Raw genomic sequence first — 24,286 nt, forward strand, 5'->3', positions numbered from 1 at the left:
TTAATGTTAAACACACTACTGATTACTGGAACTGATACAGAAGCTGGTAAAACTGTTTTAACAACAGCATTAGCAACCTATTGGCAAAAATATTACCCGCAGCGTAGCTGGGGAATCATGAAACCGATTCAATCGGGAATTGGCGATCGCGAGTGGTATCAAAAGCTATTTGCACTACAACAATCTGCTGAAGAAATTACACCTTTGTACTTTCAAGCACCTTTAGCCCCTCCCATAGCAGCAGCACGGGAAAATCGCCGAGTAGATTTAGCACTTGTGTGGCAAGCTTTGTCTAAGTTGCGATCGCATCGTGATTTTGTGCTTGTAGAAGCTTTGGGAGGGTTAGGTTCGCCAGTAACAGAGGAATTAACGGTAGCTGATTTAGCCGGGGAATGGCGTTTACCAACGGTATTGGTAGTGCCAGTTAGATTGGGTGCGATCGCTCAAGCAGTGGCGAACGTAGCATTAGCTAAACAATCGCGCATCAATCTTAAAGGCATTGTTCTAAACTGCGTACAACCTCGAACGGATGCAGAAATAGCCGACTGGACACCACACCAATTGATTCAATCACTCACTAACACGCCAGTTTTAGGCTGCTTGCCCTATTTAGATAACCTGACTGATTTAGATAAACTTGCTCAAGTAGCATCAGATTTAGATTGGGAAACACTAACACTTTAAATTGGGCATTGGAGAAAAAGACTTGAGTAACTGATCGTAGTGAACGTTTAATCCCTGTTTACAACTGATACAGTCACAGTTCTGACATAACTCGGTAATAGCTTTGTAAATAAGATGTGCAATGGTAAGAAAAGATGAAATTAATCTAACTTTAGTGACACACAAGGCAGGTAAATCCTGCCTTATTTAATTTTTGGGCATGGAACGGGAGACATCTGCCCGATTTCTTTTTTGTTGGGCTTACCAGCCGTGATTTTGGCAGGTGCTGTAGAACTCCACACTCTTTTCATGGACGCGGATGTGATTGTTGCCGTAACCGGACCACATGTCATCTCTGCTGACCAATAGGTGGTACAAATGGAAACACTCATGAATAAAAACAAAAATCAATCGGTTTACGATGTAATCATTTCTGGGGCTGGTCCAGTAGGACTTTTCCTAGCCTGTGAACTGGCCCTGGCCAAATGTTCAGTCCTAGTACTCGAAAAAGCGGAGAACCCGCACTCGCCCCTGAAGCAAATTCCTTTCGGGATACGGGGACTCTCAGCGCCTACTATTGAAGGGCTTTACCGCCGTGGCCTGCTAAAAGAACTGGAGGTACATAAACGTCTTAAAAACCCCCACCAAAATGCCGGACAAGGGCCACGCCGTCAGGTAGGGCACTTCGCGGGCATTCCATTTCATGACGGAAATATTGACACCTCGCAGTGGAGGTATCGCCTGTCAAGCTCTACCGACACCAGTTTAATTTCTGAAATGGAGGAGCTTGAAACGGTGCTGTCTCGCCGCGCAGAATCCTTGAGTGTAGAAATCAAGCGCAGGCTTGCCATTACTGACTTTCATCAAACCGAGGACGGGGTAACTGTTCTGTCAGGCGACCAATCTTTTCAAAGCAAATGGCTTGTGGGTTGTGATGGGAGTCGTAGTGTTGTTCGCAAGGCGGGCGGTTTTGAATTCGTCGGTACGGAGCCAGAATTTACTGGCTACTCTACTCAGGTGGACATTGCAGACCCGGAGAAACTAAGCCCGGGCCGAAATGTAACACCAACAGGTATGTATTTGCAATCGCAGCCAGGTTACGTAATAATTCAGGATTTTGATGGCGGGGCATTTCATAATTCAGAAAAGCCAATTACGCTTGAACACGTTCAGGAAGTGTTACGTCGCATCTCGAATACCGACGTTACCATCAGCGCCCTGCATATCGCAACCACGTGGACTGACCGAACACGGCAGGCTACAACCTACCGCAACGGACGTATACTTTTAGCCGGCGATGCCGCGCACATTCATTCGCCGTTGGGAGGCCAAGGGCTTAACCTTGGACTGGGCGATGCCATGAACTTGGGCTGGAAGCTCGCCGCAACCATCCATAATATTGCGCCGTCAGGCTTGTTGGACAGTTATTATACCGAACGTCACCCAATTGGTGCACAGGTTCTGGATTGGTCACGCGCCCAGGTTGCAATCATGAAACCATGCCCACATGCCCGCGCATTGAATGCAATTATCCGCGACCTTATGAATACGCACGATGGTGCCACCTATATTGCAGGAAGGGTGTGGGGCGTTTTCACACATTACAATCTCGGTGGCGACCACCCTTTAGTAGGCCACAGCGTTCCCAATTTTGAGTTCAAAGATGGTACAACGATTGGCGAGCTAATGCGCGATGGCCACGGGATACTGCTTGATTTCGATATGAATGCTTCACTTAAAACTTTGGCGGGTGAATACGGCGACCGAATGAAGTATGTTTCGGGCCGGGCGAAAGAACAATTAGGCTTGAGCACTGTACTGATACGTTCTGATGGGATTATCGCCTGGGCTTCTGACAGCGAACCTAATGAGCAATCAATCAGACAAGCGGTTGCTCTCTGGTTTGCTCTATAGCCTGGAGTTCCAACATCATCTAACCGCGCATCATCCGGTTCAAATTGTAGTCCTGAAGAAGATTCTGATAATGATTCTTCGCCATTCCCTACGATAAACTAAGTTAGCTGTATTTAAACTAGCTTGTCTTCATAATGGTTTCTACCTTTCCCAATCCCTCTTCTGTTGACCTATCTCGCATCCGACTTTCAATCCGCTCATTGCAACCACAATTGATCGAGTGGCGGCGGCGATTGCATCAACAACCAGAGTTAGGTTTTAAAGAAAAACTGACCGCTGATTTTGTATCACAAAAGTTACAAGAATGGGGAATTGAGCATCAAACTGGCATTGCTCACACTGGCATTGTTGCCACCATCAAGGGTAACAAATTAGGCACAGAGAAAGTTTTAGCGATTCGGGCAGATATGGATGCTTTGCCAATCCAAGAACTCAACGAAGTGCCGTATAAATCGCAGCATGATGGAGTGATGCACGCTTGTGGACATGATGGACATACAGCGATCGCTTTAGGTACAGCTTATTATCTCCAGCAGCATCGTCAAGATTTCTCCGGTACCGTGAAAATTATCTTTCAGCCAGCGGAAGAATCACCAGGAGGCGCAAAGCCAATGATTGAAGCTGGAGTCCTGAAAAATCCTGATGTTGACGCAATTATTGGTTTGCACTTATGGAATAATTTGCCCTTGGGAACAGTGGGTGTGCGGGCTGGGGCGTTGATGGCAGCTGTGGAGTGTTTTAACTGCACAATTTTGGGCAAAGGTGGACATGGCGCACTACCTCATCAAACTATTGACTCCGTTGTAGTTGCTGCTCAAATTGTGAATGCTTTGCAAACCATTGTCGCTCGGAATGTTAATCCCATTGATTCGGCTGTGGTGACAGTAGGCGAACTTCATGCTGGAACCAAGCGGAATGTGATTGCTGATACAGCGAGAATGAGTGCCACTGTCAGGTATTTTAATCCTAGTTTGAAAGGCTTTTTCAACCAGCGTGTCGAGCAGATTATTGCTGGAATTTGTCAAAGTCATGGTGCGAGTTATGACTTAGAATACTGGTCACTTTATCCACCAGTAATTAATGATATTAAGATGGCAGAATTGGTGCGAACTGTAGCAGAAGAAGTGGTAGAAACCCCGATGGGTATTGTGCCAGAATGTCAAACTATGGCTGCTGAAGATATGTCATTCTTCTTGCAAGAGGTTCCTGGTTGCTATTTCTTCTTAGGTTCTGCTAACCCTGAAAAAGACTTGGCCTATCCTCATCATCATCCCCGGTTTGATTTTGATGAAACGGCGTTGGGAATGGGTGTGGAAATATTTGTCAGATGCGTGGAGAACTTTTTAAATTAATTGAATGGGTGTAAATTAGCTGTTTTTAATAACTACAATTTTTTAGTCTGGCTTAGGCTCAAAGATTTAGCTTATCAAACTGGTCAAACAATCTATCAAATTATTTAGTTCAGCAACTAAAACGTTCGGCTATTCCCATGTTTTTCGCCTAGTTGTTTGGCGCGCGGCGCATCTACACCGCGCCATTGCTTGTCACAGTTGCCTAAGTCCTGACTACGCTTACTTTGTTACTCGTGAGTTGATATTTCTTGCTGCGATAAATTTGCTAACTCTGATGCTAAGGTTTCTTCCAATAAGTCTACAATTGCGTGTGCATCAGTAGGGGACTTCATTATTTCAGCCTCCGAGTCAGAGCGATTTTTGACATTGGGAATATCTTGGCGTAATTCCTCAATCAAAGCGATGAGTTTAGCGATTTTCTGCTCAGAGAGCAGGTTGAGTTGAAGGCTAAGTTGCGCCCGTTGCTCTGCTAACTTTTCTTGTCGCTCCTGTTTAATCAATACCCCTGTTGTCACCAACAATGAACCCGCAGTCAGTGAAAATTGTAACCAAGGAAATGGAACTTCCTCAAATCTAGGTACACCAAAACGTCGTGGTAAGACATTAGGTGCTACCCAGAGAATAATCCCAAGCAGAATGCTATACAGGAATATAGGACGACCAAAAAAGACGGTTATCGTTTCTACAAGGCGCTGGTGTCGTGGGACATTTTTTTCAGAACGTCTGTGCAATGCGATGATAGTCTCGATATTTTGACTAATAGATTCTGGTAATGGGGCAGTAGGCAGAATTTTTTGCGATACCTGCGGTGAAGCAGTCGGAGTCTTGGCGGCTCCCGTCGAGTCCGAACTGCCGAACGCGGAGGGTGAATCACTTGGATTTGGTTGATTGTTGGTTTGCATTGGTAGTCTAGCGTTATAAATGATTCCTTCAACTGACTAACTTCAATTTTGACTGGAATGCGATACTTGAAGGTAAAAAAAATGCATGAAAGTACCCACAGATAGATTTTGGTAGATTGCTATTGAATCAAACAAGGTTTTTGGAGTTTATTTATGGTCTTCTGGTTGCTGCTGAACCAACTATTGGAGTCGCAAAAGCAACAAATGCGACTTTAAAACTAACTTTTGGAGTCGCAAAAGCAACAAATGTGACTTTAAAACTAACTTTTGGAGTCGCAAAAGCAACAAATGTGACTTTAAAACTAACTTTTGGAGTCGCAAAAGCAACAAATGTGACTTTAAAACTAACTTTTGGAGTCGCAAAAGCAACAAATGTAACTCCAAAACTAACTTTTGCGTAGACGTGGCCTACTACCTATTTTGTGGTTGAGTGGAAGACAATGGGGTTTGTTGTGTCGGGGGTGCTGGTTTGTCTGGAAACCAATCTTTGAATAAGTCTGTGCCATATCAGTATTTAATAAAAAAGGGTTAAATGTCTACTAGTTTAGAGAATAAGTTTTTTACAAGTCTGAGATGATCTCTTTGAAAATTTATTTTTCATTAGTGACACTAACCCTAATTATTTGCTTCGAGATACTTAATCTGTCAGCCAAGACAATATGTACTGATATCCTGGGCGAAAAGCTCTTTGAGCATCAACAATTCGATACATATTTGTATGAACTCCGAATGTTTTCGCTTTGCTCAGAACCAGGTCGTATTTGCCTAACTCATCTATATCTGTTGCACCATTTGTTTGTGAGGGATCGTTGCCTTGCAATTCTGCTATAGCTCGAAAGGAATTATTACCTTTGCGGTTAAATAACAGTAAACCTTTCCACCAACTTACAGGCTCTTCAAGACGTAAGATGAACTTAATTTCTTTACTAGATTCATCAGGACCGACAACGCTTATGCTAATAGTATCTCCATCAGGGAGTTTCTTTTTATCATAAAGGTCTGCGGCATTGATCTCATAAACTGCATTGCTCATAATCATCTCCTTTCTCTTTGTAATAGATAATTCAATCGAAGTAAGTCCAAGCTACTGTTATTTAAATTTTGAACCAATTGATACAGCCATCGAAGAAATAGAAAAAGCGCTCAAAGAAGTTATCCCAGATAAAAACAATGAGGCATAACTTGTGTTGCACATCCCAATATTTCCCTGCATAGATGGGAATTATATCTTCTCTTGTCCGTCATCATGTATTTGACAGACTACTAGTTTGTAATCCATCTTGCAACTAACTGATTACGCTTTCCGTTAAATTCATTTATCCAGATCATAGAGAGTTTAGTTTGAGTTGTTTTTGTATTCTGATTTAGAGACTTGTCTGACCACACTGCTAGCTGTGGATTAGGTAAAGACTTGCTAGAAGTACTTAAAAGTTGCATAAGTTTGTACCTTTGATTGTTTGAGAACTAGTTGACTTGGTGTCTTCGTAACCTGAATCTAAATTAAGCTTTTAATAAGAAAAACACAGCCCGAAAAAGACTTTAATAGTATGAAGTCGAAAATAAAATTCAAATTGCTTGGTATTACTTAGTCATAAAAAGTCTGTTTTGTTCAAGAAGGCAGTTCGAGCTTGCGGCTAATCCTCCAAACCCTTATGGGTCATAGTTTCTAGCCAACGATTCGCACCCTACTCTCTACTCCCCACTCCCTACTCCCTTCTTCATGACTTTTCCCGTTAAGTCTCAAAAAGCTTTCTCACAAAGGATTTTGGGTAAAGTAATCCGGTACAGTAATTAAAATTCGGTGTTAAAGGTGACAAGCAATGTTGGACTGGTGGGAGAAAAATTTTGCGACTTGTGAGTTAGGCGATCGCTTCGAGGTACCAAGTCCTATCAAAAAAGATGTTGTGACGGAACGCTAGTGTGGTAACTGTGAGAAATGGCACATTTACCCAAAAAAATAATCTCAGAACGAATCGACGATGTTGTTCTGTTGCTAGAGGTGATGAAAAAAATGGGACTGCCAGAAATCCTCAACTAATATTTGCCACGTCACTGGAAACAGGAAGGGCTAGATTTGGGGTAAGTGGTATGTATTTGGCTATCGTATATTATCTCACAGGGCGACCATCGGAAAGTCTGGGTAAGGGAATGGGTAGAACAACGACGCTACACCATAGAGCAAGTTTGCTCAATCAACATTAGAGAAACAGATTTTACCGATGACCGTTTAGCTATTCTCTTGAAGCGGTTAAGCAATCCCAAAACACCATCCGCGTTTATGACTTATCGGTAGAGAAAGTGCGAATAGAAGCAACAACAATCAGTGGACACCATCTAATCAGCGAGGAAGGTTTATTCCAATTTGGACACAGCAAGGATGACACCAGCTAACCACAAGTAAAATTAATGATGGTAATGATAGATCCATTGGGGATGCCTCTTGTAACCCAGGTGGTATCTGGAGAACAAGCAAACGATGGATTGTACATTCCCGCCTACCAAAAAATAGATGTAATACACCTTTTTCTCAAAAATGTGCTGTAGCTTGTACCCTGACATCTAATAGTGAAGCTGTTATGCTTCAAAAAATACAAGATGACGCGATCGCAGAAGTTGTGTTATAAAAACGGGCAACCTCTGAGGATTTCTGTATTTTTCCCTACTCGCTAAGGTATACTCGAATTTTTCCTTAAATGCGTAATTCCTACACCAATGGAATCAAATGCTACTGTAAGCAATCAACCTTTAGCGTTTAATTATTTAGTAATCTTTAAAAATCAAAAATAATTATGTTAAGTATCCCTATTAACCTAAATTTACCTCGTACACCCCGCCTTATAACTTCCTTACCTGGGCCTGGTGCTCAAGCAATTGTACAACGTGATCGCGCTGTAACTTCCCCTTCTTATACCCGCGATTATCCCTTAGTTGTATCTCGCGGACAGGGCTGTATGGTAGAAGATGTGGATGGCAATGTATTTCTGGATATGACCGCAGGTATTGCTGTTACCGCCACCGGACACGCCCACCCGGAAGTCGTCAAAGCAATTCAAGAACAGTCAAAGCGTCTACTGCACATGTCAGGGACGGATTTTTATTATGAGCCGATGGTGGAACTAGCGGAACAACTTGCGATTCGTGCCCCTTTTCCCAATCCACAGAATAACGCTAAGTTCCCTGCAAAAGTATTTTTCACCAATTCCGGGGCAGAATCCAACGAAGGAGCCATCAAACTAGCTCGATATTACACCAAGCGATCGCTAATCGTAGCCTTCTTAGGTGCATTTCACGGACGCACCTATGGGGCAATGTCTCTCACCGGTTCCAAAGCAGTGCAGCGAGCTAATTTTGGGCCTTTAGTTCCTGGTGTGACTCATATTTCCTACGGCACTCACGCTAGCTTAGATTACTTGGAAAAACAGCTATTTACGACAATTTTACCAGCGCAAGAAGTAGCAGCGATCGTAGTTGAAGCGATTCAAGGGGAAGGTGGGTATATTGTACCAGAGGATGGTTTCTTGCAGCGGATTCGGGATATTTGCGATCGCCACGGTATTCTGATGGTAGTGGATGAAGTGCAAGCGGGAATGGGGCGAACTGGTCGCTTATTTGCGATCGAGCATTGGGGAGTGATGCCTGATATCATTACTACTGCCAAAGGCATCGCTAGCGGTCTGCCATTAGGAGCGATACTTGCTAGACCAGAGTTAATGACTTGGCCTCCCGGTTCTCACGCTACCACATTTGGCGGTAATCCCGTAGCTTGTGCTGCTGGTATTGCCACACTGCGACTGCTGGAAAGTGGTTTGATGACCAACGCTACCCAGATGGGAGAATTATTACAAGCTAGTTTGACCAAGTTGCATCAAAGATTTCCCAGAGTATCGTTGCCACGAGGTAAGGGTTTGATGGTAGCGGTAGATTTATTTGATGAACAAGGTAATCTCGATTATAAATTGCGCGATCGCATTATCCAAGAAGCTTTTTTACGGGGTTTATTGTTATTAGGTTGCGGTAAAGCAGCAATTCGTTTTTGTCCACCTTTAGTTATCGACAGCGACCAAATTCACATAGCCCTTGAAATTATTAGCGAGGTGTTAAGCTGCTAAAGAAAGTAGATTTAATCAGGATCTAGGATATATCTAGTTTAAATTTATTTAAGCTCTAAGCAGTGCTGAGAACGAAAAATGTAAATTGTTGACGATGATTTCCAGTTCCTCTATAAAGTGGTTTTTTGGATGGAAACTTTGAGCAAGTTTTTTTGACAACTCTGGGTGACACTTTTATGCAGAAGCAATGACACTCGGGCGCTGCTCAATTTTTATTTGCCATTCTGTCAGGCTGGTGCATTCAACCGGGATCATAATTTTGGCCAAGTTAACACAGGCTAGCCCAGCAAAAACTGTGATATCAGCCATTGTGAAGTGCATCCCAGCCACAAAAGGCTCTTTTTCCAATACCTTGTTAAGGTAATGCATACCTTCAATAGCACGTTCACGCTGTTTATTTCCCCACTCCGCGCACTGGTATGTTTCTATCTTCGATCCCAGTCCAGGGGTTGCGTGATGAAAGTATGTAGCTGCTGCATCAAGAAGACATGCTTCAGCTCGACGCTGCATCATGTGTATCACAGCCTTGTCTTTGGCTGTATTACCAGTTAACGTTGGTTCACCGCGAAGGTTATCAATATATTCTGTAATAGCTGTGCATTCAGAGATAATCGTTCCATCATCAAGTTCGAGAATGGGCACAAGACCGAAAGGGTTCTTAGCTAGAAACGCAGCGCTCTTGTGCTCACCCTCAGGTAGATTGACATTAATGAATTCCACATCATTTGTCATGCCCTTCTCGGCCAAAGCGTGGTTTGCGGCAAACTGCAACTCAAGCAGTAACGGAAATGGTCACAGTGTTAGATGATAACAGTGGCGCAGAAATTCAGATCCCTTGGACTTACGCTTATTATGAAATTGGCCAGCGCTATCTAGTAGAAGTGGAATCTGGAGAGCAGGTACTTTTCGATGCTTTTTTAGGAAGTAATGCCCACCAATTATTTGAAATGACTCGTCTATCTAAATAGCCCAAAGTTGTTAGTGAAGAAATAAGCTTCAAGGTTCTGAACTCGAAGTTTTATGTTCTGAACTCGGAGTTTGGTGTTCTGAACTTGGAGTTTGGTGTTCAAAGCTCGGAGTTTGGTGTTCAAAGCTCGAAGTTTTATGTTCTGAACTCGAAGTTTGGTGTTCAAAGCTCGGAGTTTGGTGTTCAAAGCTCAATGTTTCGTGTTCAAAGCTCGAAGTTTCGTGTTCAAAGCTCGAAGTTTCGTGTTCAAAGCTCAATGTTTCGTGTTCAAAGCTCAATGTTTCGTGTTCCAAGCTCAATGTTTCGTGTTTTGGGCGAACTAGGCTTGCAACACAAAATCAGATGCCGTGAGAGTTGGCGCACCAGTTAGAGTCGCAAATTGACCACCGCTGCTAAAACCAGTGTTTCAAGCTTGAAGTTTCGTGTTCCAAGCTTGAAACTCTTTGTTTTGGACGAATTATGCTTGCAACACAAAATCAGATGCCGTAAGAGTTGGCGCACCAGTTAGAGTTGCAAATAGACCACCACTGCCAAAACCAGTCGCGCTGCCATTTTGGTTGTAGAACAACTGCCCACTCACAGAATCGTATACAATTTTCGCCGTGCTAGTCCCCGCTGAAGAAGTGATTTGAAAATCACTCTTGTTACTAAAACCAGTTCCGGCAGCTGAAGTAATTGCATTAAAGGTAGTTTTATCTAGGATAATGTTGTCACCTTCAGAACTCTTGAAGTCACTAATGGCATCTACACCAACAGCAGTCAGGGCAAAGGCTGCATCGGTGTTGTAAAGGAATCTGTCAGCACCCGCACCGCCAACGAGAACATCATTGCCTACACCACCCACAAGAGTATCATTATCTTCTCCACCGATGAGAATATCATCGCCTGACCCGCCCCGCAACAGGTCATTGCCACTGTTGCCATTAATAATGTCATTACCCCCTTGACCATTAATCACATCATTGGAGTTGTCAAAACCCGCAATGTTATTGTTTAAGTCATTTAGGAAGGTGACAGTGTTTTTATTGAAAATGTTAGCTTGAGTAGAGTTGGCAGTAATCACATCAAAGCTGTCGGTGACGCTGCTTTGCCCATCAAACTCTATATTGCCGAGTGCAGGTCTTGAAGAACTTGCTGGCAGGTTATCCAGGTTTGGTAATTTGAAGTTTTGCAGAGTTACTTTGGTGGATGCCACATTTTCAAAAGTGACTTCTAAGTTGTTGCCATTTTCAGTTAGTTGTAAATTTCGAGCAGTTAGTCCCGAACCGATAAATTGCAGTGTATCAACATTGGCAATTACTGCTGCTGATGGGTTTGAGCCTTTACCTCCGACGCCACTAAAATCGGTAATGATGTCATTGCCATCGCCGAGGCGAATCACAAACTTATCTTGACCACCGTTGCCCGTGAGGATATCGTTACCAGCTTTGCCGTCGATGATGTTGTTGCCAATTGTGCCGAAAAGAGTATCTGTACCAGCAGTTCCCGTTAGGATAGGGCTGGTGCCACTGCCGATATTTTTTCCACCAAACAGCACGTAACTTTGCCCTGAGCCGTTGCCGTTGGGGGAGGCATCAGGTGCCCCAATAATCAGGTCGTCGATGCCGTCGCCGTTAATATCTCCTGCACTGCTGACAGACGTGCCTGATTGGTCAGATTCATTAATCCCGTTGATGGCAAAGCCATTACTGCCGTTGAGTGTGGAAAGGTTGAATTGAGCACCAAAACCCCCCTTGCTGCCAAACAGCACGTAGCTCTGCCCTGAACTAAAGCCGTTGGGGGAGGCATAAGGTGCCCCAATAATCAAGTCGTCGATGCCATCGCCGTTGACATCTCCCGCACTGCTGACAGAGTTGCCTAAACCGACAGATCCATCAATGATACTGTTGATGGCAAAGCCGTTAGTGCCGTCAAGGGTGGAGACGTTGAATTGGGAATAATAAACCTTATTGGTGCCAAACACCACGTAGCTCTGCCTTGAAACATCAGGGTTGGGCTCGGCATAAGGTGCCCCGGCGATAATCAGGTCGTCAATGCCGTCGCCGTTGATATCTCCTGCACTGCTGACAGAACTTCCTAACTGACGTGTATCGATGCTGTTGATGGCAAAGCCATCAAGGTAAAGGTTGAAGAGGTTGAATTGGGCATCAAAACTTGCATATCTGCTTTTGCCATATACCACGTAGCCGCGCCTGCCACCAAATGCCCCGATAATCAGGTCGTCGATGCCGTCGCCGTTGAAATCTCCTGCACTACTGACAGGATAGCCCTCGCCGTTGATGGCAAAGCCATTACTGCCATTGAGGGTGGAGAGGTTGAATTGGGCACCAAAACCCCCCTTGCTGCCAAACACCACATAGCTCTGCCCTGATAAGGTGCCGATAATCAGGTCGTCGATGCCGTCGTTGTTGATATCTCCCGTTCTACTGACAGAGATGCCTGATCTGTCATATGCATTGATGCCGTTGATGGCAAAGCCATTACTGCCGTTGAGGGTGGAGAGGTTGAATTGGGCACCAAAACCCCCCTTGCTGCCAAACACCACATAGCTCTGCCCTGAGTATTTGCCGTTGGGGGAGGCATCGCTTGCCCCGATAATCAGGTCGTTGATGCCATCGCCGTTGATGTCTCCTGCACTGCTCACAGATACGCCTGAATTGATGCCATTAATAGCAAAGCCATTACTGCCGTTGAGAGTAGAGAGGTTTAGTTGGGCACCAAAACCCCCTTTGCTGCCAAACACCACGTAGCTCTGCTCTGATGAGGTGCCGATAATCAAGTCGTCGATGCCGTCTGAGTTGATATCTCCGGCACTGCTGACAGAGTTGCCTGATCTGTCAGATGCATTGATGCCGTTGATGGCAAAGCCGTTAGCGCCATTGAGATCGGAAAGGTTAAAAGTTGATTTTGCCATCATTTCTCCGGTGTTAGTTTTCAATGAGTTACTTGTCGTTAGTCATTAGCAAAGACACTAATGCCGCAAGGCGTAATTCATAATTTGTAATTACGATCGCCTAAGGGTTTTAGAGATTTCAAATGGGTGGCATATTTACGCGGCCACTGTACTAGGAGGATGAATATCAAGCTACTCGGTCAGAATTTTTCACAAAAATCCTAATCCAATTTACTCCCTCAGCCTCCCCCGCACGCGTTCTACACAATTAAAACCACAGCCTTAGTACAGTTTTACGTAAAAACGTAGCGTTTTTAGTGAAAAAAACACATTAATATTGCAGCCGACGCATTGGCATTGTAGAGAGATGCATTAACATTGCAGCCGACGCATTGGCATTGTAAAGCGATGCATTAATATTGCAGCCGACGCATTGGCATTGTAGAGAGATGCATTAACATTGCAGCCGACGCATTGGCATTGTAGAAAGATGCATTAACATTGCAGCCGACGCATTGGCATTGTAGAAAGATGCATTAACATTGCAAGGTATTAGCAAATTTAATTCGCTACGAATTAATGAAATGCTGTACTTAGTAAGGACAATTGCAATATTTGTGACAAACCATCGCGATGTTTATAACCACAATCGCGATGTTTGTCACCAAAACCAGGGTAGATGTTCAGAGAGTGTCGCGCTTTGCGAGATATTGGTACATCTGCCAACGTGCATCAACCTCAGCTTGCGCTTGTTCTAACAAGTACTTGGCAACGTCGGGTTTGCTCTTGGTGAGCATCTTGAAGCGATTTTCTTGATACATCGAATTTTCTACAGATTGCTTAGGCGATCGCATATCCAATTGCAATGGATTTTTACCCTGGTTAAGCAACTCTGGATTATGCCGATACAGCAACCAACGACCTGATTCTACCAGAGTTTTCTGATGATTCATCCCTGTGGTCATGTTGATGCCGTGGGCAATGCAATGGCTGTAAGCAATAATTATTGATGGCCCATCATAAGCTTCTGCTTCCAAAAATGCTTTCAGGGTATGTTCATCTCTAGCACCAAGGGCTACACTCGCTACGTAGACATTCCCGTAGGTCATGGCAATCATCCCTAAGTCTTTTTTTGGTGCTGGCTTACCACTGGCGGCATATTTAGCAACTGCTGCTCGTGGCGTAGCTTTAGAAGATTGACCGCCTGTATTAGAATACACTTCTGTATCCATGATCAAGATGTTCACATTTCGACCACTAGCAATTACATGATCGATACCGCCAAAGTCAATATCATAAGCCCAACCGTCACCGCCAACAATCCAGACGCTTTTTCTCACTAAGTAATTTGCAAGAGATTTGAGATTTTGGATTTTGGATTTGAGATTGGGGTCGAAAGTGACAATTTCATCTAACCTTTGCTGCAACAGTTCTATCCTTTCGCGCTGTTCCCAAATATCAGCTTCAGATTTTTGTTCAGCTTTCAGGATGGAGTAGACAAGGTTTTCATCTATTTCACTCCTCAACTCGTGCAACAATTCCGCCGCAAACTCAGCTTGTTTGTCGAGGGAAAGGCGAAAGCCATAACCGAATTCGGCGTTATCTTCAAATAGATTATTAGACCACGCCGGGCCGCGTCCTTCGGCGTTTGTTGTCCAAGGAGTTGTGGGGAGGTTACCACCATAGATTGAGGAACAACCTGTAGCATTGGCAATAACGGCGCGATCGCCAAACAATTGTGTTAATAATTTCAAATAAGGTGTTTCACCACAACCTGCACAAGCACCAGAGAATTCAAATAAAGGTTCTTGCAGTTGTTGTTGGCGAATCTGGTTTAATTTTAGCGATCGCCTATCAGGATTAGGCAAACTCAAGAAGAAATCCCAGTTTTCCCGCTCTTGCTCTTGTAAAGGCAACTGCTGTGCCATATTAATCGCTTTCAGCAATGGCTCAGATTTATCTTTAGCAGGGCAAATATTTACACAAATAGTGCATCCGGTGCAATCTTCTGGGGCAACTTGAATGGTAAATTTTTGATTGGCAAAGTCTTTATCTTTTGCACCAGTTGACTTGAAAGTTTCTGGTGCATTAACTAACTCATCCGCTTGATAAGCCTTTGCACGGATAGCACTGTGCGGACAAACCATGACGCACTTACCACATTGAATGCAGACATCCGGCTTCCATACAGGTATCTCTTCGGCAACGTTACGTTTTTCCCACTTGGCAGTACCTACGGGAAAGGTGCCATCAACAGGTAGTGTACTAACAGGTAAGTCATCACCTTCCCAGACCATGATTTTGCCCAGAACTTCCCGGACAAATTCGGGAGCAGAGTCTAGCAATTTTGGATTTTGGATTTTGGATTTTGGATTATTGATTGTCTGTGGGACATGTACTTTATGTAAGTTGTCTAAGGTGTTGTCTACAGCTTGCAAGTTCATGCGGACAACTTCTGCACCTTTTTTACCGTAAGTCTTGTCAATCGCTTGTTTGATTTTAGTGATCGCTTCTTCTTGTGGCAAGACACCCGCTAAGGCAAAGAAGCATACCTGCATAATAGTGTTAATACGCCCACCCATGCCACTTTCACGGGCAACCTGGCTAGCATTGATTACGTATAACTTCAAATGCTTCTCAATAATTTGTTGCTGCACCTTCAGCGGCAGATTTTCCCAGACGCTATCTGCATCATAGGGACTGTTAAGTAGCAAAGTCGCCCCAGGAATAGCAGCCTTTAAAACATCTATGCGTTCCAGAAATCCCCAATGATGACAACCAATAAAGTTGGCTTGGTCAATTAGGTAGGTGGAGCGAATTGGTTCTTTGCCGAAACGTAGGTGAGAGACGGTCATTGAGCCAGATTTCTTGGAGTCATAGACAAAGTAGCCTTGGGCGTAATTATCGGTTTCTTCACCAATAATCTTGATGGAGTTTTTGTTAGCCCCAACAGTGCCATCAGCACCTAATCCATAAAACATTGCCCGAACAACGTTATCCGATTCTGTGGAGAAATTAGGGTCAAAACTCAAGGAAGTATGACTAATGTCGTCATTAATCCCAATAGTAAAGTGATTTTTTGGTTTAGCTTGGGCCAGGTTGTCAAAAATGCCCTTCACCATCGCCGGAGTAAATTCCTTAGAAGAAAGACCGTAACGACCACCAATAATTTTGGGGGATGAGAAAGTATTTTCTCCCCCTGCCTCCCCTGCTCTCTTATCTTCCCACGCCTCATGAATAGCAGCCACCACATCCAAATACAACGGTTCCCCGGCGCTACCTGCTTCTTTGGTGCGGTCAAGAACTGCGATCGCTTTTACACTAGTTGGCAATACTGCAACAAACCTTTGGACATCAAAGGGGCGGTAAAGTCGCACTTTCACTACACCAAGTTTTTCACCACGGGCGTTAAGGTAATCTACTGTTTCATGGACGGTTTCACAGCCTGAACCCATGAGAACGATAACGCGCGAGGCATCGTTGGCGCCGTAATATTCATAGATTTTGTAATGCCTTCCCGTGCGTTCTCCAAATTCATCCATGATCCGCTGGACAATTTCTGGACAAGCATTGTAGTAAGGGTTAGCACCTTCACGTCCTTGGAAGTAGACATCGGGGTTTTGGGCAGTTCCCCGCAAAACTGGACGATCTGGGGTGAGCGCACGGCTGCGGTGGGCGAGTATGAGGTGATCGTGGATGAGCGATCGCAAATCGTCATCTGAGAGCAGTTTGACTTTCTGCACTTCATGGGAAGTGCGGAACCCGTCAAAGAAGTGCATAAACGAGACTCGCGCTTCTAGGGTAGCAGCATGGGCGATGAGAGCAAAATCTTGACTTTCCTGCACCGAAGCGGAACACAGCAAAGCAAAACCAGTAGCACGAGCTGCCATCACATCGCTATGATCACCAAAAATTGATAAAGCGTGGGTAGCCAGGGAGCGGGCTGCAACGTGAACCACAGCGCTAGTCAGTTCACCAGCAATTTTGTAGAAGTTGGGTATCATCAACAATAATCCCTGAGATGCCGTGAAGGTGGTACTCAGGGAACCTGTTTGCAATGCTCCATGCACTGCACCTGCGGCTCCTCCCTCGCTCTGCATTTGCACCACGCTGGGAACAGTACCCCAAAGGTTGGGACGATTTTCTGCTGACCAAGCATCTGCCCATTCACCCATTGCTGAAGAGGGGGTGATAGGATAAATGGCAATCACTTCATTTAATTTGTAAGCAACACGGGCGACAGCCTCATTCCCATCAATGGTTGCAAAAGTTTTGTTCATAATATGATTTTTGTCCCCGCCTCTAAGCTGCATTATCAGAACACGTGAATATAAGAATCAGAAATAGCCAGAACTAGAAAGTGAGTGAATTATATACATTAAAGAATTATCGGTAGGATTTACTCCGTGTTTAAAGGATAATTTATTGATGGCTTTTGGCTCTTAAGTTAACTTTCAACAAATACTGCATCTATTAATATCTCATCTGCAATATTGCATCTATTAATATGTATTAATAATGTACTCAATAACTGAAGTCTCTGTTTGATAAGACTTTCAGGCAGTTTCTTCTTTTTTGTGGGGTATAGGGTCGGGAATCTCTAATACAAAATATTCCCAAAATGAGGAAATTTACCAAAATGAGGAAATCTTATTGACTTTTGACTTCTCAATTCGACCACAAGATAAATCTCCATTTGCTTGCAAGACAAAGCATCCTCTGAAGTTTGGAGGCTCGCCACAAGAGATTTATACACAAACAATGCTTATCGAGTTTGAGCTATCAACTCACTTTTTTGCATTGCTACCATAAAGTTTGACCAAAGGTAAACCTTTATTGGGAATACTACTAATAAAAAGTTGTTTAATATCGTTCGATTTATATGATAATAAAGAACTCAATACTGCAATGATGGTTGATATCAATACCAAACTTAGATGAATACCTGTCAAGATAAAAACTAATGTTAAGAGTGCAAATATTAAAGTGCAAATATTAGAAAATCTTTGTACCTTTTCTATAATAATCAGAGAATTCCGACAACTTGGACAATGCTTTGTATGTCTATGCCATCGGTCATATAGTTGTTCATCATTCAATTGTTTAAAACTGCCTTCTACACACCCTTGCCATGAAGGACTACCTCCAGCAAATTCGTCTAGCCATTTTCTGAAAGTTATAATACCCACGTCAGCCGGAGAAGGCATAAAGTATGCCTTTTGCCATTTTGTATCTAATGATGACTGGTTTACTTCCTGAGAATGCATAGCTGATAAATCTTGGTCACTTAGCTTGTATGTAGATAAGTGCTGTAACCCAGTTTGTAAATCCTTTGGGAGAATCTCAAGCCAAAAATTTCTTTTAACTAAACTTCCATCAGAAATAAACTTGCCAATGTACCTACAGTAACCTGGTTGTATAGGAACAAAATACAACTGAAAAATATTAGTTTTGCCGTTGGGGTAACGATATATCGTAGTATTACAAGAGGGTGGAGTAAACTTCCGCATCGCCTCCATATCTTTGTTGAAGAGATTGTAGCCTTGATGTTTGAGAGTAAAACCTTCTTGAGCAGATATTTCTCCAACAGATTCAAAATGTTCCATAGGCACAGCTGTTTTAGGTGAAAAAATACCTATTCCTTCATGAAGAAATTCTGCATGAGAAGGATCAAAAGTACTTTCAACAGATACGGTATAACCAACAGGAACTTCTGTCATGTGCCAGGAGGTAGAAGATATATCTAGTTCAGAGTCAGGTATGATAGCTGGCTGCTTGAAGTTACAATCCTCAAAGGCTGTTGAACTATCATCTGGCCATACCCAAAGCAATTCTTGAATCACTTGTGTAGGATATGTTGTAACTTTTGACCTTAAACTATTACAAGCAGTTACTTCTGCTTGGTTACCAGCCAACATGGGAATATGAGTGCATTTCCCTTCACTGTTAAAACACCAACCGTGATGTCTACACATTAAGTTTCCATCTTCAGTGATGCTTCCCATAGATAGTCGCGCCAACTTATGAGGACAAACATCATCCATTACTATCCACTTTTGATTTTTGTCTCTCCAAATCACCAGCTTTTTCCCCAGAAGAGTGATAGGAGTGGGATTAAAAATATCTAAGTAGCTTAAAGGAATAATAGGATACCACTGTTTAGTCCATGAAAACTGAGTTGTCATAACCAGAGCTAGAAACCTAATTTATAAAACTATATTAGTACACTAAGCCGTTGAACGATTTTTGCTGAATGAATCAAAGGCGTAGGGTAGCCCGTCGTAGACATCGCCTGGTAACGGCTCAACGATACACTAAAGTGAATGCGTGAATTACTCAAATGAGAAAGCAATCAAGCATTTAAAGAAAGCAATATGCCATTTTGCTTGCTGAATCGACCGATCCGCATTACCCCACCCCGGCTTTACTGACGCAAAACCTCCCCTCCCCTTAGTAAGGGGAGGGGATTAAGGGGTGGAGTAGAACCGTTGTGCAACAAAGGTTTGAGCTTAAGTTGACACCAATGAGCAATCCTGTGCCCCTACAACATATATGGTTCAATTAAATGAAAACTGCTGTAAGTAAGTTTGACGAATTACGAATTGGTATTACTTGGCTGTTGTAGCGGTATCTGTGCTATCGGTCTTAAACTGACCATCTTCCATATAAATGATGCGATCAACAATATCAAGGATGCGGTTGTCGTGGGTAACTAGCAAAATCGTACAGCCTTGTTCTTTAGCTAGCTTCTGGATTATTTCTACAACATCGCGCCCAGATTTTTTGTCGAGTGCAGCAGTGGGTTCGATAATTCTTCACTCCTAACTCTTGTACAGACGCGATTAATCGCGTCTCTGAAACTAAAAAACATCGGCAGGGTCAGCAGATCGGAGTTTTCGGATAGCGATCGCACAAGAAACACTACACATGATCACGGTCAAAATCCAAACTTGTATTGCCCGTTCCATTTTCATAAAAATAGGAAGCATTGTGGCAGGGTAGGTGACTTGATACAATCCAAAAGAAAGGATGAATCCAGGAAGAAAACCTAAAATAGCTAATAACAATGCTTCTTGAATTAGAACTCCCAAGAGATAGTTATCAGTGTATCCCATTGCTTTGAGGGTAGCGTATTCTGGCAAGTGGTCAGAAACATCAGAGTAAACGATTTGGTAGACAATCACGATGCCAACAATAAACCCGACTGCTGTACCTAAACCGAAAATGAAACCAATGCCAGTACCCGCTTGCCAGTAAGTTCTCTCTACTTTGGCAAACTCTTCTGGAGTCAAGACTCTAACATCTTTAAGTAACCCACTGACAAGTTGCGATCGCACTTTTTCTGGATCGGCATCTGGTTTAAGTGTGATTAACCCAACTTCGATGCGATCGGGTCTGCGATTTAAGTATAAGACTATGATTTGATTTTGGAAAAACACCGTATATCTCAATACAGTTCAGTTAAGGATAATTGTAGGTTGGGTTGAACGTAGACAAAAGAGGCGGCTTAAGGCACGTCTAGGTTGGGTTTCGTTCCTCAAACGCTACTTGCTTCTCTTTACAGCCCTTTGGGCATCCTACGGCAGGCGTTAGCCTCTCCCTTTGGGAGAAGGGGAGACATGCAAGGGACAAGTCGGGAAACCCGCTTGGGCACTGTGACTCCCCAACCTACGCAATACATTTTTGGGCTTAACCCAAGCGTATTGCCGTATATCTGGATGAAGACCGATAAATACTTGGAATTTTTTGTTAGCATTAGCACAGTATTTTTTTAAAAAATTACTGAAGGGGGAGACAAATAGTAGCTTTAGCTCTTTGGAATGCAATGACTTTGTGGGAATCATTACTAAACCTCCAAAAGTATCAAAAATTATTCTGTAATATAATAAACTATGTGTTTTTTATTAAGTACAATTTATGCCTTATCGGAGAAAATTTTTAACAAGAGCAGGATACACTACCCTTTCTACCTTATTGACTATGGGGTTTTTACAAAAGGATAAGCAAAGAGAAGACCAGAGCACAAATTCTATCGCAGTAAATAATCCAATTAAAAATGTAAATTCTCCACTTCGGCAATTAGCTGCCGCCAAAGGAAAGCGTTATGGTACAGCAATTGATGGTGACTTTTTGCGAAAAGAGAAGGATTACGCTGACCTGATTGCTCGTGAATGTTCGATTGCGACACCAAATGGTGAATTAAAATGGGCCGGCACTGAACCACAGCCAGGAAAATTTACCTTTGAATCAGCAGATGCGATCGCCAATTTTTGCCAAAAGCATAATATGACAATGCATGGTCATACCCTTTTTTGGCACTTGTCAAAACCAGACTGGGTTCCTTACCCCCCTACTCTTAAAATGCTCGAACGCCATGTTAATGGTGTCATGGGGCATTATCGCAAGAGTCCGGTTTTAAAATCTTGGGATATTGCCAACGAAATTATCGCTGATACTCCAGATGGAACTGACAACCGCTATGGTTTGCGTAGAGGGGTAAAACCAGAATTGATTCGAGACTTATTTTTAATAGCAGCTGAAGTTGATAGAAATAAGAAATTTTGCCTAAATGATTTTGGCATTGAAGGCGCTACATGGAAATCAGACCATTATTTAAAAATGGTGGAATATCTGAAAAATAATGAGGTCAAACTTGACTGGGCAGGTCTGCAATCGCATCTATGGTTTTCTAAGAACTATCCTTTTGACGAGAAAGGATTTAGTAAGGTCTTAAAACGGTTAAAAGACCTGGAAGTTAAACCAGTAATCACTGAATTAGATATTATTATTGATACTCCATTTCCTGATAGTATTGAAAAGCTCGATCAAATGATAGCGAATGGTTACAAGCGATTTCTTGAGTTGTGCTTTGCAGGTGGAGTTGATACCGTGATTACATGGGGAATTACTGATCGTCACACCTGGATACGTTATCCTCAATGGATGCCACAAAAATACAAGGATAATCCAGAGTTCCAGAAATTTCTGCGTCCGCTTCCCTTTGATGAGAACCTGAAACCTAAACTTGCCCGCAACGCTATTGCCCAGGCTTTTCAGTAAGCAACTTATCGCACCCAGATGTAAATAGCGCTTTTAAGTATCATTCTGAACGAAGTATGTGGCGAGATTCTTCCTTATTTACAACGATGAAAGTTGAATAAAACATCTTGACTGTAGCGCTTTTTGTTTGTACGCAATACACTTTGACCTCTCTCCTAAAAGGAGGAGCCACTGCGTTGGAGAGCCAGCGCGGTCTTCTCCCTTTGGGAGAAGGGGAGACGCGCCCAAGGCACTGCCTCCTTTATCCCGGGGAATCCCTCCACCGCAGTGGCTCCCCATGAGCGACTGGCGTCGGGCTCTGCCGACGAGCCTTGCATGTGGCGTCAGAGGCTTTGAATTTACTCCCCAACGCTACAAGGGTTGGGGCTGTTCTTGTTAGGTCTGTGCAGCATTCTATTTCTTTTTTGTTTACTTGAAATACTCCAAATTTCTCGTAAAAATAATGTGCCAACAAACCAAGGCTCAAGTAAGTAACGTCTCCAAAGTCTTTCAGGTTCACACAACAAGCGATACAACCATTCCAAGCCGACCTTTCCCATCCAGCGAGGAGGAGTGGGTATTGCTCCTGATACATAGTCCATGCAGGCTCCACTAGTCAAAATAGTGTTGGTGTGAATATGTTCAAGATTTTCGGAAATCCAATACTCTTGGCGTGGCATACCCATCCCCACCATTAATACATGGGGTTTGTAAGCATTAATTGCAGCCAGAGTGGCAAGATTTTCTTGACTATCTTTATCCATATCAATGTAGCCATGAGCGCAAGAAATCTGTAAACCAGGAAATCTCTGGCGCAAAATACTTGCTCCTTGTTCAGCAACTCCTGGCTTTGAACCTAAATAAAATACACGCCAGCCTTTATCAGCTGCTTCTGCCATCAGAGGCCATACCCAGTCAGCATAGGTTACTCTTTGTTCTCGTTTCATTGGAAAACCCAACAGCTTTCCAATAAACAATAGAGGCATACCATCAATGTGGATATATTCTGCCTTGGCATAAAAAGCTTGCATTGTTGGATCATTATGGAAGAGATAAAGACTATGCAAGTTGTGATTAGCAATAATCAATTTCTGATTTTGCTCAATAGATTCTTTAATCAAAAAATTCAATTCAGGGATAGAAAGGGCATCCACTTGAACACCAAGAAGTTTATAAGATGAAGTGCGGATCATAAATTTTTTTTGTATTAGATTATATGAGTAAATTTTTAATCATACTGAGTATGCGATCGCTGTTTTTTCAAAATTTGTTCAGCACCTTCAACTAAGTTCTGTACCCTAGCAGCCCAACTGTGATGATTTACTATCTCAATGCAAGCAAATTGTCCCATTTCTGACAGTGCTTCTCTTTTCTGATAAGCTTCCAATAAGGTACGTTTTAAATCATTTTTATCACCTGGTTTAAATAGGAAACCTGTTTTGCGATCGCAAATCAACCGTTTAGCATCTTCAAAAGCTGATGCTATGACTGGTTTAGCCATTGCCATGTATTCATAAAGTTTCATAGGTGAGAGATACATTTTTCCCATTTTTAGTTGAACTTGCCCAGAGTAACCAACATCAAATCCAGCGATATACTGGGGTACTTCTAGCCAAGAAACTCGACCTATAAAAGCTACATAAGGCGAAATACCTAATTCTTGACTCTGCTTTTCCCAAGCAGATTTCATTGCACCATCGCCTACTACTACCAGCGAAATGTCTAAGCCTTCGGCTCGTAATTCAGATATTGTTTCTATTAATAAGTCTAAACCAGCCCAAGCATATAAACTACCTATAAAACCTATAGTAAAACCTGAAAAAATTCGCTTTGGGACATGTAGTTTAGGATTAAGGAAATCAATATCAACTCCGTTTGGTATCAAGACAATTTTTTCACTTGAAATTCCATAATTTTGTACTAAAATTCCTTTTAAAGTTTCACTTACACAGGCTAAAACATCACATTTTTGATATGCTTTAATTTCTATCCATTGAGCTAATCTATACAGGATCAATGCTTTTCGTTCTGCCTTTGCTTCATAAAAAAGTAATGCTTCAGTTTGCAAAATCCAAGGTATTCCCTGACGTTGGAATATCCAGCCCAGACATTGCAAAGTCGCAGCGTACTCATACACCCAATCAACTTGATTTTTAAGTTCTTGGTAACTTCTCCACGAGTTAATGACACCAAGCCCGAGACGCATAAAATCTACTGCTAAAGTGTAGAAAAATCCTTTGCTGATTAATTCACCAGAACCATTCGCCGACCATTTTTTTGAAACTTTATCTCCGACAATAAATGTTTCGATTTTCCACTCAAGTGTTTGAAAGGCCTTCAGGATTCCTAAGATTCGGGAACGGGGCCCAGACATTTCTGCATCAGGATGTGTTGAAATCCGAGGTGCTGCCGCTAAAAAACCAAGCCGTCGCTGCATTTTGGAACTC

Annotated in this window: 16 protein-coding genes and 3 pseudogenes; 8 read left to right on the forward strand and 11 right to left on the reverse strand. The window is 42.9% G+C overall.

Going from position 1 to position 24,286, the window contains the following annotated elements; genetic code table 11:
* Positions 1–3: 3 nt before the first annotated feature.
* The 3 genes from bioD (at position 4) to V7K40_RS01765 (ending at position 3,929) form a co-directional block, all read left to right on the forward strand.
* Positions 4–684 carry a dethiobiotin synthase gene (bioD, locus tag V7K40_RS01755; RefSeq protein ID WP_334956152.1) on the forward strand — a complete coding sequence of 227 codons (681 nt, stop codon included), beginning with the start codon at positions 4–6 and terminating at the stop codon, positions 682–684.
* Positions 685–1,041: 357 nt separating this feature from the next.
* Positions 1,042–2,577: an FAD-dependent monooxygenase gene (locus tag V7K40_RS01760; protein ID WP_334956154.1), complete on the forward strand. Its 1,536-nt coding sequence runs from the start codon at positions 1,042–1,044 to the stop codon at positions 2,575–2,577.
* A 134-nt stretch (positions 2,578–2,711) separates the two neighbouring features.
* Complete coding sequence (locus V7K40_RS01765; RefSeq protein ID WP_334956157.1) at positions 2,712–3,929, forward strand: M20 family metallopeptidase; 1,218 nt, start codon at positions 2,712–2,714, stop codon at positions 3,927–3,929.
* Between the two features lie 227 nt (positions 3,930–4,156).
* On the opposite strand, the gene V7K40_RS01770 is transcribed toward V7K40_RS01765, so the two are convergent.
* Positions 4,157–4,831 (reverse strand): DUF1003 domain-containing protein, encoded by a 675-nt coding sequence (locus V7K40_RS01770; protein ID WP_334956159.1) that lies wholly within the window; start codon positions 4,829–4,831, stop codon positions 4,157–4,159.
* Positions 4,832–4,953: 122 nt separating this feature from the next.
* On the opposite strand from V7K40_RS01770, the gene V7K40_RS01775 reads away from it, so the two are divergent.
* The gene (locus tag V7K40_RS01775; RefSeq protein ID WP_334956161.1) at positions 4,954–5,232 is read left to right on the forward strand and encodes a hypothetical protein; all 279 of its coding nucleotides are present in this window, start codon (positions 4,954–4,956) and stop codon (positions 5,230–5,232) included.
* Positions 5,233–5,468: 236 nt separating this feature from the next.
* Here the strand turns inward: V7K40_RS01775 and V7K40_RS01780 are convergent, their stop codons facing one another.
* The gene (locus V7K40_RS01780; RefSeq protein WP_334956163.1) at positions 5,469–5,864 is read right to left on the reverse strand and encodes a hypothetical protein; all 396 of its coding nucleotides are present in this window, start codon (positions 5,862–5,864) and stop codon (positions 5,469–5,471) included.
* A gap of 887 nt (positions 5,865–6,751) precedes the next feature.
* Between V7K40_RS01780 and V7K40_RS01785 the strand changes: the two genes are divergently transcribed.
* Positions 6,752–7,033: a hypothetical protein gene (locus tag V7K40_RS01785; protein WP_334956165.1), complete on the forward strand. Its 282-nt coding sequence runs from the start codon at positions 6,752–6,754 to the stop codon at positions 7,031–7,033.
* A 587-nt stretch (positions 7,034–7,620) separates the two neighbouring features.
* Positions 7,621–8,940 carry an acetyl ornithine aminotransferase family protein gene (locus tag V7K40_RS01790; RefSeq protein WP_334956167.1) on the forward strand — a complete coding sequence of 440 codons (1,320 nt, stop codon included), beginning with the start codon at positions 7,621–7,623 and terminating at the stop codon, positions 8,938–8,940.
* 174 nt (positions 8,941–9,114) lie between these two features.
* Here V7K40_RS01790 and V7K40_RS01795 read toward each other — a convergent pair whose 3' ends face one another.
* Positions 9,115–9,711, reverse strand: a complete 597-nt coding sequence (locus V7K40_RS01795) for a glutathione S-transferase N-terminal domain-containing protein (RefSeq protein WP_334956169.1) — start codon at positions 9,709–9,711, stop codon at positions 9,115–9,117.
* Between V7K40_RS01795 and V7K40_RS01800 the strand changes: the two are divergent.
* A pseudogene (locus V7K40_RS01800) lies at positions 9,693–9,908 on the forward strand (DUF1338 family protein); the annotation flags it as partial. The gene V7K40_RS01795 and the pseudogene V7K40_RS01800 sit on opposite strands and share 19 nt — an antisense overlap.
* Before the next feature lie 28 nt (positions 9,909–9,936).
* Here V7K40_RS01800 and V7K40_RS01805 read toward each other — a convergent pair.
* From V7K40_RS01805 to V7K40_RS01830, 6 genes and pseudogenes are all read right to left on the reverse strand, one after another.
* On the reverse strand, positions 9,937–10,200 hold the full coding sequence (locus V7K40_RS01805; protein ID WP_334956171.1) for a hypothetical protein: 264 nt from the start codon (positions 10,198–10,200) through the stop codon (positions 9,937–9,939).
* Positions 10,201–10,364: 164 nt separating this feature from the next.
* A complete protein-coding gene (locus V7K40_RS01810) occupies positions 10,365–12,845 on the reverse strand; it encodes a hypothetical protein (RefSeq protein ID WP_334956173.1) in 2,481 nt (826 codons plus the stop codon).
* Between the two features lie 638 nt (positions 12,846–13,483).
* Positions 13,484–17,080: a pyruvate:ferredoxin (flavodoxin) oxidoreductase gene (gene nifJ / locus V7K40_RS01815; RefSeq protein WP_334956175.1), complete on the reverse strand. Its 3,597-nt coding sequence runs from the start codon at positions 17,078–17,080 to the stop codon at positions 13,484–13,486.
* Between the two features lie 507 nt (positions 17,081–17,587).
* Entirely contained in the window at positions 17,588–18,985 is a 1,398-nt protein-coding gene (locus V7K40_RS01820) for a Rieske 2Fe-2S domain-containing protein (protein WP_334956177.1), read from the reverse strand.
* A gap of 423 nt (positions 18,986–19,408) precedes the next feature.
* A pseudogene (locus tag V7K40_RS01825) lies at positions 19,409–19,606 on the reverse strand (ABC transporter ATP-binding protein); the annotation flags it as partial.
* Between the two features lie 54 nt (positions 19,607–19,660).
* Positions 19,661–20,212: pseudogene (locus V7K40_RS01830) on the reverse strand (FtsX-like permease family protein); the annotation flags it as partial.
* A 505-nt stretch (positions 20,213–20,717) separates the two neighbouring features.
* Between V7K40_RS01830 and V7K40_RS01835 the strand changes: the two are divergent.
* Complete coding sequence (locus tag V7K40_RS01835) at positions 20,718–21,860, forward strand: endo-1,4-beta-xylanase (RefSeq protein ID WP_334956179.1); 1,143 nt, start codon at positions 20,718–20,720, stop codon at positions 21,858–21,860.
* A 338-nt stretch (positions 21,861–22,198) separates the two neighbouring features.
* On the opposite strand, the gene V7K40_RS01840 is transcribed toward V7K40_RS01835, so the two are convergent.
* Positions 22,199–23,029, reverse strand: coding sequence for a WecB/TagA/CpsF family glycosyltransferase (locus V7K40_RS01840; RefSeq protein ID WP_334956266.1), 831 nt, complete (start codon positions 23,027–23,029; stop codon positions 22,199–22,201).
* A 38-nt stretch (positions 23,030–23,067) separates the two neighbouring features.
* Positions 23,068–24,276, reverse strand: coding sequence for a glycosyltransferase family 4 protein (locus V7K40_RS01845; RefSeq protein WP_334956181.1), 1,209 nt, complete (start codon positions 24,274–24,276; stop codon positions 23,068–23,070).
* Between the last annotated feature and the right edge of the window lie 10 nt (positions 24,277–24,286).

Source organism: Nostoc sp. (assembly GCF_036917195.1).
Taxonomy (GTDB): domain Bacteria; phylum Cyanobacteriota; class Cyanobacteriia; order Cyanobacteriales; family Nostocaceae; genus Nostoc.